Source organism: Egbenema bharatensis FJBBOT/2019 (genome assembly GCF_048077055.1).
Taxonomy (GTDB): domain Bacteria; phylum Cyanobacteriota; class Cyanobacteriia; order Elainellales; family Elainellaceae; genus Egbenema; species Egbenema bharatensis.
In genome coordinates this window covers 1,524,209-1,537,826 of the sequence record NZ_CP182236.1, presented here as the reverse complement: position 1 = coordinate 1,537,826, position 13,618 = coordinate 1,524,209, and the positions used below count along the sequence as shown (strand labels likewise).

Below are 13,618 nucleotides of genomic sequence, written 5' to 3'. Positions count from 1 at the left end.
TGTAGGTTGGAATTAGCTTGATCCTAACGTGGGGAATGGGCAACGCTCGGATCGGCAGGGGGTGGATCGAGCAGGGTTTGATAGGGTTGCCCCGTTTTCATTGCCTTAGCCATTGCATCATAGATTTCTAGAATTTTGTCTTTGGTGCGATAGTGCCTGTGTTTCTGTTCGTCTTTGCGCTTGACAATGGGGAAGGTTTCCATGATGTAATCTACGTCGTCGCGCTGGATGCCGTAGAGGTGGAAGTAGGCGGCATCGAGTTCACAGCGCAGGAGGAAGCGGCGTTCTTCATTCCAACGGAAGGGGGCACCGTCGTAGCCGCAGTCTTGGGCGAAGGGTTGGAGATCCCAAGCGGTATAAGTTAGTTCGAGAACACGAGAACAAATCCAATCAACTATCACATTAACGGATAACCAAGGCACTCTCTTCTCATAGCTATGAGGTACTAAAATTGGTAACTGCTTTAGATAAAAATATGTTAGATGCAGCCCTTGCAACTTAAGCCGTAGAATATATTCAACAACAGACGTGTTCAGGTTCCCAAGGAGAGCAGCGTTAAAGCGGGCAGGATAAGACGAAAAAATTAATGGAAAGGGATGACCAACACCTACTGCTGGAATAATTGTAAATACTCCTAAAAAAGTGCTGGTCGTTCCAGTAATATCCTTAAAACCTAATAACCATTTATACTGCCATTCTCCTAGACGTTTTATGGCTTCTCCCTCCTGAACCCAATACATAGGTTCGGGAGAGAAATTGGGATTGAATAGATCTTCTAAGGAAGTAGACTCTTTAGAGATTTTGCGAAATTCATGCCCACTTGCACTTAAATTAGCAGCACGGTGATTGAATTGCTGTGCCATCTTTGCATCAAATAGTGGTACATACTTCTCTTTCTCCTTTATATATAACTGCCCTTCTTTGTAAAATCCCATACTGATTAATTGTTCACTTGTTTTGAAGCATTTTGAATCACTTGCAACATTAAAAGTACCTTGCCGAAAAGTTATGTTCCAGCTATTATGCTTGATTCCTCCTTCGCTTATCAAAACAGGAACATTGCTATAGATAGATTTAACTAACTCAATATCGTGTTTTCTACGAAATACTGGACAGGTTCCAGTATTAGGATTTACAGTTCTAACATCTTCAATAGATAGCGTGAACTTTCTGTCATTATCACAAAGCTCTGCAATATTGCGTAAGAAGAACGAAAAAAGAGGCTCTTTTGCATTTTGTGAACATAAGGTTAGTAAGCAAAATTGTTGATGCCCTCGAACATCTGGAAAGAAACCTTCCTTGTTGTCAAAATCATACAAGCTGTATAAAAGCCTGTCGTGCATTACCTTTGAGAAGAATTTCTTTGTGGTATCGTCTGTTGCAATACCAGTAGGTACAACACATCCAACTCTACCGTTATTGGAAATTAATGAAAGCATTAACTCTGAGAACACAGCGTAAGTATTTACTCTTCCTCTTCCACACAAAGGATATTTTCCAGAGTTGCTAATAAGAAAGCTGTTGCCATCGTGTCTGCGTTTATCTTCTAAAAAAACGTCGTATAAAACTGGATCACTATCAACAAGTAATGAAATAAGTTTTTTCCGTTCACTTGATTTAGCCGCGATGGAAATTTCAGGTTTCCGCATCGCAAACCATTCGATCTCTTTAAGCTCTGTGTGCTCCCAAGGAGGATTTCCTAAAATTGTGTCGAATCCACCACTCCAGCCGTTTTGCTTGTTCTCAGTATTTTTGTCTCCGACCTGAAACACGTCAGGAAATGCTAAATGCCAATGAAAAAACTGATACTGATCACGCAATTGCTCCACTTCTCGCTGCATCCAATGTGGTGCATTAAACGGATTTCGTTCAATCTGCCGAAACACTTCATCGGTAATGGGGTACAGCAACTCCTCTGACTGCCGCTTCTTCCATACAAACGCCGCACACCAGGCATCTGCCCAAAATCGGCTAAACAGATAAGGCGTAGACTTCACATATTCCTCGTACTGCGTTTGTTTTCGCTGCACCCCAGCAATGTCATCATCCGCAATCTGGTTCAGGTTCACCAAACTCGTTGCCAGGTCTCCCAACCGCTCCCAGGGTTCATTACGCTCATCCAGCAGCGTCAATTGTCCCTTTTCCCGCTCCTGCTTATTCTGCTTCTTGTACTTGCTGCAATACGCTTTTTCATCCCCCTCGATCGGTGTAAACGCCTCATCCGGAATCCCCTTCCGCAGCAGAGCAGGGGTTGCCCCCAGCAGGCTATTTCCACACTGGATGTGATGCTCCAAAAACGACAGGGGCTTGCCTGGTTCCAGCGACTCCATCCATAACGCCACCTTGCACAATTCCACCGCCATTGGGTTCACATCCACCCCATAGATGCACCGCCCAATCACATCCCGCAATGCCTTCTGGGTTGCCTCTGGTGATGGTTCCTCATCCCCAGTACGAATCGCAGCCAACCGCTTCGCCATCCGGTGCGCCGCTGCAATCAAAAAGTGTCCGCTACCACACGCAGGGTCACAAACTTTGAGATTGAGAATTGCCGCTTCTGGGTCAGCCTGCTGAATTGCCTCATCCACCACCGGATCTAACGCCGAATCTAGCAAACACTGCACCAGACTCTCTGGTGTGTAATAGCTGCCTGTTGTCTTCCGCTCATTACCTGCTGCCGTCGTCAGCGTAAACGTTCCGGCACTCACATTCAGTTCTGGGTGCAGTTCCAGCAATGCCTCATAGACACTGCCCAACTCCTCCGATCGCAAATTCTTGTAATCCACCGGACGGCGACCATGTTTGTCCCTAATAAACGCGAGTGCCCGGATCGCCTCTAGCAAATCAGTATTGGCAATCTCAGTAGATCGCAAATTCATTCTAGAGAGGGTAAATAGATGGCTGTGATGACTGGGAAATGTCGCTCGACAGCCTGAGAGAGAAACTCCAACATGGTCTTGAGACTAAAGAGTTCTCGGTAAACGACCCGTCCTCCTCGTTGAGTACGGCTCACAAAGAACCAGAGCAAATACACCCAGAGATTGACCAAAATAAACGCCAGAGCCACAAACAGCAAACGGGTGACTGGATTCTTGCTCGTGGTGCGGATACGGCACCCATTTTTCATCCTGTAGCTGGTCTCGATACCGAAACGGTCTTTGTAATGCTGATGCATCTGCTCCAAAGCAACCCTCACACGATGCACCACGTATAGGGTGTATTGGATACCATGTTTCCCTTTGAACCCTTTGTAATAGCTGCAAATCACCCGCATCTGACAGGTAACTGAACCATATTGAGGGCTGTTGAGGGTATAACGGGTGGCATAACTTTTGCGCCCAATCAACAACTGGCGAGTACCTCCACGTTTGCCTCGAATTACCGCAGGCATGAGAAACGGAATATTGAGAGCTTTGAGCCAACGAATGACTGGTACACTATAGAACCCACGGTCAAGATAAAGCCGTTTGACGCGGACTCGTAAGGGAGTCAGCATGGCTAATAAATAAGTGATGGTTGCAACCAATGTTTCATGCCGATGCACGGCATGAATACCCAAAGTAACCCGTTTGTTACGACAAATCACATAGACGGTGGCATAGGCAAAGAACGAAGTCGTGCCTGCCTTAGCTTGAGAGCGGTAGATGTAAGGCTCAGTGGCGACGTTCACACTGCCGTAATAGGGAATCAGATGGAGGTCAATGGCAATACGATGCTTGCCCTTACGAATTTTTGGGGGGATGCGGCTTTGCAGAGCGGCATTGAGTTGAGATTCCAGAGTTGTGATATCGTCTAACTTATCGAGATGATAGCGAATGCCATTGCCACTGGGTACGCCCTCCAATCGTTGTGTTGTGTGTTCAATGCTATCGCTGCGACTGGCGGCCCGTAGCAAAATCTCAAACAGATCTTGGAGTGTGTATCCACCTTGCATGTCCAGGGATAAGTGTTCCAATAGGCAGTCGAGGGCTACCTCCAACGTCGCTTCATCCGTCAAAGCTGGAGCAGGCGATAATGAACTTGGGTAGATCGTCATGGCTTTGTTTTAATGCGTTTAGCCTGACCCTACCCCTTTCCTAGAGAATTTGCGATCTACTGAATCTGGCAAGACACCACATCCGCCACAAATGCCTCTGACCACAGCAAACTGCCCAACGCCGATAAACCCAACTCCTGACAGCCTTCACTGCTGCCCAATTTCTCCATCACCAACCGCAAGCCAAAAAACAAATCGGCATGGCGGGTGCCCCGTCGCTTTTCTGCCAGGGTACGGAGCCGAGCCGTTGAGTAGTAGAGGGTGTAGCGTTCCCGTGCTGCCACCTCTACTTTCGGGTCAAGCAAAAATTCCCGGTCTTCTGCCACAAACAAAAACAGCAGTCGATAGACCAACCGCAGCAGTTGCCGATAGTAGTCCTGTGTTGAAAGTTGCCCCGACTGAAGTTTCTGGCGCAATTCCCGGTTCACCGGATGGGAAAGAAACCCCTGACCAAGGGTGGCGATCGCCACTTCCACCCCTCGCCGCAGTTGATCCAACGCACGGGTTCCCTGCTCCTGTGCCGTCTTCGACCACTTCTCCAGCCAGCACTGCTCCGGCTTCTCCGTCTCCACTCTGGACTGGTGACACAGCAACCACAGCAACACGAAATCTGCATAGACCTCGCCTGCCATCATCGCTTCCAGGTCAAACTCCACATACGCCTGCCGCGTCAAGCTGACGTTATCCCGCAGAATGCGTAGCTGCCGACCATTGGAAATAAATGCCCACAGATGCTCCTGCGATCGATTCAGCAACTCCTGTACCAGGCTATGAGGACTGCTCCGTGCTGCCCCTGCCACCCCTGCCGTCCGCCGATCTAAATCCACGCGCCAGCCCACCAGATGAATGGGCGTATGCAGCCAACCATGAGAAATCGGGTAACTGCGGGTTTCAATCTCGATCGCTTTAGCGGCTGTCAAACGACCATAACCAAGCTCTTGAAATAAGGGGAGGAGGAGGCGATCGCGCGTTACACTCGTTCCCGGATCATTGGATGGCAACTTCTCTAACGCCGCTTTGAAACTGACCCAGGCACCCCGCAACCGATTCCAGGAACGGTTAATTGCCTCATTCAGCTTTTCCCCTTCCAACAGATGGTAGGAGGTGGGTGAAAGCCCATCCAGGTCTTTATCCCCATCCACAATTCGCTGCAACAAATCCGCTGGAAGAATCGCTCCTTCAGTCCGAACAGTGGTAAAGATATTTTTGCTGCGAATCGTCATAGTCCTGAACCTAACTTGGGGATTTGGAAGAAGAGGGCTGGATGGTTGCCTGACCAGAGGGATGAGCAACACCTAAATCAGCAGGGGGTGGGTCGAGTACGGTTTTGTAGGAACGTCCCGTGAGTATGGCTTCCATCAGCGAGTCATAGACATTCAAAATCCGGTCTCTGGTTCGGTAGAAGCCGTGCTTCTGTTCATCCTTCCGCTTAATGATGGCGAAGGTTTCCATAACGAACGCTACATCCTCGCGTTGCAAGTTGTAGAGATGAAAATAAACTGCATCTAACTCGCATTGCAGCAGAAAACGCCGCTCCTCATTCCACTGGAATGGCGCATCCCCATAGCCACAGTCTTGAGCAAATGCTTGTAAATCCCAGGCGGTGTAGGTCAGCTCCAGTACACGGGGAAGTATCCAATCCTTGAGTTCAAGTGCCCTATCCCATAAACACTGCTGCTTGTAGGTGGAAGGAATCAGGGTTGGCAACTGACGCAGAATGTAATCGGATAAATGATTGCCAGGAGTTCCCTGACGACAGATGAAGTCGAAGCAGAAACTATTCCAGTTCGCCAATAGGCAAAACATGGCAGATGGCTCATGGTTGGAAAACAGAACTGTGCGAACGCTGGATAAAATGGCTGATTTCGGCATCACACAAGCCAGCATCGTCCGTGTGTTCGTGGCGCTGGTGACATCCTTGTACCCAATAAACCACTCGTAGGGATAGGCTGGCGGGATGCGGCGATCGACTTCGTGTGGGGATGCCCAGTAACGGGGTTGCGCTAAAAACTCTGGATCTTGACGTTCTTCATTTGTGATCTCGATGCTGACCCCAGTCCGAAAGGTATTTTTATCAGTTGTCGCCGCAGAACATTCTCGATGGTTAAAGAGGCTAATCATCCTGGCTTCATAGGTTCTTACCAGTAGGTTGCCATTTAGTTCTGGAGAGGCATACAGGTAATCACCATCGGTACTCTGGTCAAACAACCCTTGCACGATTTTGATATTCCAGGTGTCCTCACTGCTGGAATTAGGATGACCGAGAACGGGAACTCGGTTGTAGATATGTTTGGCGATCGCATACTCCCGTTGAGTTCTAAAAATTGGGCAGGTCTTGGTATGTGGATTTAGAAGTTCAATATCTTCAGGCGTAAGCTGGATATGGCGCTCCTCCAAATCCAGATCTTCAATTCGATGGGCAAAGAAGACAAAATCACCCGGTTCAGCAGGACGACTCCGACCTGCCAAAGTCATGAGTGCAAATCGCATTCGAGAATCGACATCTGGAAACAACGTGCGTTCTCGATTCTCGAAATCATAAAAACTCACCAGAGAACCTGAATCAATCAAGTCCTGGAAGAAGAACTTGGTTGTATCAGTTGTCGCCAACCCAGAAGGAACGATACAACCCATCAACCCGTTTGAATCCAGCAATAGCCGATTGGTTTCAGCAAAAATGGCATAGGTGTTGATGTCTCCCCGCCCACACAGCGGAAACCGTCCAGACTGATGGACAAAATGGCTTTCTCCCTCAGCCTGTCGGCACTCATCCATAAACAGGGCGTATAGATAGGGATCTTCAGTCTGAAGAGCTTGAATCTTACGCTTCCGTTCCGCTGAACTGACCGTATTGGAAATATCAGGACGATAGGCAGAAAACCATTCCCGCTCCTGAAGTTTGATGCGCTCCCACGGGGTATTCCCCAGTTCCACATCAAACCCTCCCGACCAACCAACCTGGTTATTCTCTACCTCTTCCTCATGCTTCGGCACTTCAAAGACATGGGGAAACGCAATATGCCAATGGAAAAAGTGATATTGCTCCTGCAGCCGTTCTACCTCTTCCCGCATCCAGTCCGGCGCATTGTACGGGTTCTGCTTAATTTTTCGGAACACCTCATCGGTGATGGGAAACTCTAACTCCTGGGTCTTCTTCCACACAAATGCCGCACACCAGGCATCAGCTCGAAAACGGCTAAACCGATACTCTGATGACTCCACCAGGGATTGATACTTTTGTTGCTTGAGTTGAACCTGGGCGATCGATTCATCGGGAATCTGATCCAGTTCTTTCATCGCAGCCGCAATATCCTCTAACTGCTGCCAGGGTTGGTGTTCCGGTGCATAGATGGCAATGTCTTCTAGCCATCCCCAGGGTTTTGAAGATGGATCAACTAAAGTCAATTGCCCTTTCGATCGCTCTTCCTTGTTTTGCTTCTTGTACCTGGAGCAAACACCCTTCTCATCACCCTTAATGGGATTGAAAACCCCATCGGGAATGCCCTTTGCCATTAAAGCGGGTGTCGTTCCAATGAGTGAGTTTCCCCACTGAATGTGGTGTTCCAGGAATGGCAACGGTTTACCTGGCTCCATTGCCTCCATCCAGAGTGCCACCTTACAAAGCTCAACCGCCATCCGGTTCACATCGACTCCATAGATGCACCGTCCAATCACCTGACGTAGAGCAGTCCGAATAGCTTCTGGGGCGGGTTCCTCTTCTCCACTGCGAATCGCAGCCAATCGCTTTGCCATTCGATGAGCCGCTGCCGTTAGAAAATGCCCACTGCCACAGGCAGTATCACAAACCTTCAGGTTGAGAATCGCTGTTTCTGGATCAGGTTGACGACACGCCTCTTCCAGCACTGGATCAAGGGCTGAATTGAGCAAGCATTGAACCAGATTCTCAGGCGTGTAGTAACACCCCGTCATCTTGCGCCGATTACCTGCTACTGTCTTTAACCGAAATGTTCCAGCATTAACATCAATGTCAGGATGTAACTCCAGTAACGATTCATAGATGCTGCCTAATTCCCGCGATCGCAGATTCTTGTAATCAACAGGTCTTCGCCCGTGACGATCGTTAATGAAGGCGAGCGATCGCATCGCATCCAGTAAAGCCGAATTCGCAATTTGACATGGCTCAAGGGCTGGGATGGCCTCATCTGACCACAAAAAGCTCCCCAACGCAGGCAACCCTAACTCAGGATAACCTTGCCCACCCAAGCTTTTCATCACTACCCGCAACCCATGAAACAGGTCACTATGCCGTGTTCCGCGCAACCGTTCTGCTAACGTCCGTAGTCTGGTTGCCGAGTAATGGCGGAGGTACTGTTCCTTAACAACTGGGGCAGCGGTCGGATTAAGGAGAGCATCCCGGTCTTCAACGACAAATAGGAAGAGTAGACGGTAAACCAACCGCCGAAGCTGGTGATAGTACTCCTGGTTACTGAGTACACCAGACTGTAGGAGCTGTCGTAACTCTCGATTATGTGGATGGGACAAGAACCCCTGCCCCAATGCCGTAATTGCCGCTTCTACTCCCTCGCGCAATTGCTCTAGGGCACGAGTACCATGATCCTGAGCTGCTTGTGACCATTTCTCTAGCCAGCAATGCTTGGGTGTTTCTGCTTCAACCCTCGATTGATGACACAACAGCCACAGCAACACAAAGTCGGCATACATCTCTCCCGACATCATTGCTTCCAGGTCAAACTCAACGAAAGATTGTCGAGTCAGACTCACGTTATCTCGCAAAATGCGGAGCTTACGCCCATTGGAAACAAAAGCCCAAAGATGAGCATTTGAGCGGTTCAGTAGCTCCTGCACCAAGCTATGGGGACTACTCCGTGCTGCCCCTGCTGCCCCTGCCGTCCGTTTGTCTAAATCTATCTGCCAACCTACCAGATGAATCGGCGTATTTTGGTAACTGTGGGAGATAGGGTAATTCTTGCCTTCTGTAGCGATCGCCCTTGTTAATGCCAACCGCCCATACCCAAGCTCCTGAAATAGGGGAAGAAGGAAGCGATCGCGCGTAACACTAGTTCCCAAGTCATTAGCAGGCAATCGTTCCAAGGCTGCTTTGAAACTAACCCAAGCACCTCGCAGTCGAGTCCAGGAACGATTAATTGCTTCGTTCAGCTTTTCCCCTTCTAGCAAGTGGTAGGATGCAGGGCTAAGACCATCCAGTTCTTTATCTCCATCGACGATACGCTGAAGCAAATCTGCCGGAAGAATTGCCCCCTCCGTGCGAACTGTGGTGAAGATGTAGGTTTCCCGTAGTCTCATTCTGCACTCCTAGCCCATTAAGGGGTTAGCTTTTGTTGAACTCAACCTGCCCAACATAGTCATACTGTCCAGCTCGATCATCTCCACTAAATAGGCTTACCTCATACGTTCCTAAACCTGATAAAGAGCAAGAGATTTGGTTGCCTTGAATGGGTTGTTCCAGGCAATTTTGAGATTGCCCACCTCCTTTAGGGCTGTAGCTAGCTATCAACCACTTCTGGCGTGGGTTTTCGATTTGTAGCAGTGCATTACCCTGCACGTCCGTCTGCGATCGAGTTGGAAAGACAAGCTTCAACCCATCAGCAAAGAACTGAGGTCTTAGCATGGGCTGCCTCAGAAACTCACCACGGGTTAGAGGGGTTTGTAATAACTGCCATGCTGAATCGTCTGGGAAATGGCTGATTGCCATTACATTTGGTGGTGGAAATAGATAGCTTGTCTTGTACTGCTTAGTAAAACCTGAGCGATCGACATACCCACTGTCCCAGGTAGCATCAATCAGATACCAATTCCCATTTACCTTTGCCGCATTCCAGGCGTGTCCTTGACCATTTAAGTCACTGGTTTGACTGCGGGAATCGCCCACAACATATACAATTTCCTCGCCCGCCGCTTTTCCTAAAGCCTCCAGCAATTTGGCGTAGCCAGCACAAACCGCTGTTCGCCGCTGAAAAACGGTTTCTGCATCTTGAGGCGGGTATTGCCCAGCAAAATACGAAGGGGCATCATAGGCAATGCGATCCGCAACATAGTCATGCAGCGCCTTGATCCTCAGTACAGGGTCTTTCTCCTGTTGAACAATATATTGAGCCACAGATTCAAGACTTGTTTCTGCACTCGCAGGCATATTTGCAACAGCGGGATGTATGCCAACTCCCTCCCACGGCCACTGGCTGGCTTGTTGCGACGGCTTGGGAGGCGGTGTTGAGGTTTGATTTGTAGAGGGTTGTGGTTGAACGAGTGTTGAATCTGCGTACTGCTCAAATGGGTTTTGGTGGAAAGATAGATAAAGCCATTCCAGTTGATTAGCTAGATAGAATAAGCTCTTTCGTGTGACTTCAACGGCTGTTCCCTGACGACCCTCTAGCATCCAATCTCCACGAGTGGAAAGGGCTAGAAATGACGTTTGGGGGCGAAGTGCCAGCAAGCAGGCAATGAACAAAAAGTTGAGGACGAGAGTCCGTAGGGTGATGCGATCGCCCCACGACAAAATTCCAAAAGCCTTACGTTTTCGATGTCCCCACAAATCCCAAACAATTGGAATCAGCGGAAACAGCAGAATTCCCGAAAAAACGGTGAGCCAGACAGGACCATTGATATACGCAACCAGAGACGATGCTAACCACACTCCCAAAATTGGCGTGGAGAAAACAAAGAAGTAGAAGCCAAATTTGAGTAGAGCTATCGGTAGGTCAATGAAAAGGAAGCGCATGACAATCGCCTGTTGCTGAAGAAACTAGGAGGGGAGTGAAGGCAGGTAGATAAAAATTCCTAAAACATCTGGTGGAAGTTGCGGCTCAACTCGGTAGCTGACCCCTTTCATACGAGCGGCTGTCCGAACTCGACGATGAGCATCCAGGAGTTCCTGTCCCCGGCTCTCAGCCACTCGCTCCAAGTGAGGACGAAGGTGGTCGAAGTTATCAATTACCTTCTGTAAAAAATCCCTTGCCTGGTCAGCCCCAATATTGGCATCTGAACGAGCTTGCAGTAGTTCCTCCGCCATTCCACTATCCAACCATTCAGCATTTTGAGGAGAGCCTGCAAAGACCAGCAGTTGGCAATCTTCAGCAAGTAATGGATGTTCCATTTCCCCTCGCTTTGTCAGGATATGGTAGCGAAACCGCATAAGCAGTAGCGTGGTGCGTCGCTCTACCTGGCGAGTACGAATTACGCCACACCGTTTAGCAACGCCATTTCCAAGTGCATCCAGAGCACTGTCCATAACGTAGGTTGCTAAACCTTCCACAACAGGATGAGTTCGGCTGAGATACAGTTGGCTGTCCTGCACAGGTAGCTCGAACCTTGCCTGAAACTGCTCGTGACCACCGATCGCTTCCTGTAAAGGTTTGGGCGTTTCCTTCAGGTTAAAAATGATGCCCTTACGTTCTGCTTGAACAGTGCCGCCATAAATTTTCAGGGCTTCTTGCGTGAAGCTTTCAACATCAACCCCTGAACCGATCGCAGAACGAACCGCTCGAAGTTCCTGAGCTACTTCCTCAACCTTGATGGTTTCCTGGGCAAACATGGTGCGCGATCGCTTCTCCCGATCCTGCGCGGCTTCCCATTGCTTAAACAGTTGATCTTTTTGCGGTTTGTAGAAGCTGTCGTCAAACAACGTCAATTGCTCCGAGTCATTATGGGATTGTCCGCGCAGGAGCAGCCCCTCAAAAATCGCTTCTACCACCTGATCGGTATCAACTGGAACAGGGACAGAGATACCCAGAGAACTACGAATCGTTCGGTGTTTTCGGATCAACACGTCCAGCACAATGCCATCAACCTGGTTATCTGTGCCGTAGTAGGTCAAAACTCTCACCTTATCGTTAGCTTGCCCATAGCGATCGACCCGACCTTCCCGCTGTTCGTGGCGAGTCGGGTTCCAGGACAGGTCATAATGCAGGATGGCATTGAAGTCCTCCTGTAGGTTAATGCCTTCACTTAGGCAATCCGTACAGACCAGGACTCGCTTTTGGGCTTCTGCCAATTGCAAAACTCGTGCTTCCCGTTCTTTGGGTGGCAAATTACCCGTGACGGCTGCCACTTCTACTCCTTTGAGCGCATTCCTCAAATGCTCAGCAACATATTCTGCTGTCTGAATAAACCGACAGAAAACAATGGGCTGGAAACCATCTTTGAGGAACGTTTTGACTAAATCAATCGCCTTCTGAAGCTTTGCGTCTTTTTTCCCCTTCAGTCCCTCGGCTTCCCGCGCCATACGAAGCAAGCGATCGCGGTTCTTCTGCTCGTCCGTTGCCACCTCACCAATATCACTCCCCGGTGGCACATCTACCCCTTCGGCTGCTTCATCGTCCATTAAATCCAGTACCGTACGACGACCCACTTCATCTGCTGCTTCCGGAGTATCCGTACCTGTTGTGTCTGCACGGTTTCGTAAAGTTGCGACGGCGGCGGCTGGACTGGAAGCTAAGGAACGCAATAATGCCAGGGCAGACCACCACCGTACCCGTTGACGAAAGCGATTCCCCTCTGCCGGATCTTGAACCGTTTCGCGGGCATACTTCAGAACCTTCTCGAACAACTTCTTGTAGTCTGACGAAAGGGTGTAAGTCTCCTCCTTGTCCTCCCGAACGGGGAATGGCGTATCGGCATCCAGGTAATGTTGAATGTCCCCTCGTCGGCGCTGCACTAGATGAGCAGCAACCTGACGACGGTACTGCTCGTTTTCCTTACCTGTCAGATCTTCCGGCAGATTTGTAAAGGTAGGATTGAGAAGTCGCAGCAGCGATCGAAACGCTTCCTCTTTACCACTGTGAGGAGTTGCCGTTACTAAAATCAGGTGGCGATCGAGGTTAGCCGCAAGACCAGAAATGAGTTGATGACGTTGATGCCGCCCTCCCCGACCCTCTCCTGTGGAAGCACAGGTGTGAGCCTCATCCACAATCACCAGTTCTGGACAGGTTCGTAGAAACTCTTCCCGCCGATGCTCAGACTTGATGAAATCAGTAGAGACGATCACATAGGGATAGAGGTCAAATAGCGATTGCCCTAAGCGACAATTGCGCTCCAAACGAGTTGCAGTACTGGGAAGTACCAACTCGGCTTCAATATGGAACTTCTCCAGTAACTCTCGTTGCCACTGTTCTGCCAAATGAGGCGGACAGAGAATGGCTAACCGTTCCACTTCTCCCCGATCCAGCAGTTCTCGCGCAATCAAACAAGCTTCAACGGTCTTCCCAATCCCCACGTCATCGGCAATTAATATCCTGACTGGATCGAGCTTGAGTGCCATGAGTAGAGGCACAAGCTGGTAGGGACGGGGTTCAACGGCAATCTTGGCAAACGAGCGAAAGGGACCAGCACTGGAGCGGAACCCTAATCTCACAGCATCCCGCAGTAATCGGCAGGAGCGATTGTCTCCAGGTTGGGTTGGATCAGGTAAATCAAACTGAGCGGGTTCAACCTTCTCTAGGGGAATGTAGATGCCTGTTACTTCATCTTCAGTGCCACCTAGAGGGCGCAGAATGAGCATTTCATCAGTAGATTCGGGAAGAACTACCCACTCGCGATCGCGTGCCTTAACCAATGAACCAACTGCAAAAGTCATTACTTCTCTCC

The 13,618-nt window shown here is 49.4% G+C and carries 6 protein-coding genes; all 6 read right to left on the bottom strand.

All coding sequences use genetic code 11. From position 1 onward, the window contains the following. Nucleotides 1-23: 23 nt before the first annotated feature. The 6 genes from ACM1PF_RS07210 to ACM1PF_RS07185 are packed head-to-tail and all read right to left on the bottom strand — an operon-like array spanning nt 24 to nt 13,607. Nucleotides 24-2,879, bottom strand: a complete 2,856-nt coding sequence (locus ACM1PF_RS07210) for an Eco57I restriction-modification methylase domain-containing protein (RefSeq protein ID WP_416673594.1) — start codon at nt 2,877-2,879, stop codon at nt 24-26. Next, a complete protein-coding gene (locus ACM1PF_RS07205; RefSeq protein ID WP_416666610.1) occupies nt 2,876-4,036 on the bottom strand; it encodes an ISH3 family transposase in 1,161 nt (386 codons plus the stop codon). The genes ACM1PF_RS07210 and ACM1PF_RS07205 overlap by 4 nt, the downstream gene beginning before the upstream one ends. A gap of 56 nt (nt 4,037-4,092) precedes the next feature. Further along, nucleotides 4,093-5,259, bottom strand: coding sequence for a hypothetical protein (locus tag ACM1PF_RS07200; RefSeq protein ID WP_416673591.1), 1,167 nt, complete (start codon nt 5,257-5,259; stop codon nt 4,093-4,095). A gap of 10 nt (nt 5,260-5,269) precedes the next feature. Further along, complete coding sequence (locus ACM1PF_RS07195; protein ID WP_416673588.1) at nt 5,270-9,322, bottom strand: Eco57I restriction-modification methylase domain-containing protein; 4,053 nt, start codon at nt 9,320-9,322, stop codon at nt 5,270-5,272. 25 nt (nt 9,323-9,347) lie between these two features. Continuing rightward, entirely contained in the window at nt 9,348-10,754 is a 1,407-nt protein-coding gene (locus ACM1PF_RS07190) for a transglutaminase domain-containing protein (RefSeq protein ID WP_416673586.1), read from the bottom strand. Between the two features lie 24 nt (nt 10,755-10,778). After that, nucleotides 10,779-13,607 (bottom strand): helicase-related protein, encoded by a 2,829-nt coding sequence (locus tag ACM1PF_RS07185; protein WP_416673584.1) that lies wholly within the window; start codon nt 13,605-13,607, stop codon nt 10,779-10,781. Nucleotides 13,608-13,618 lie beyond the last annotated feature (11 nt).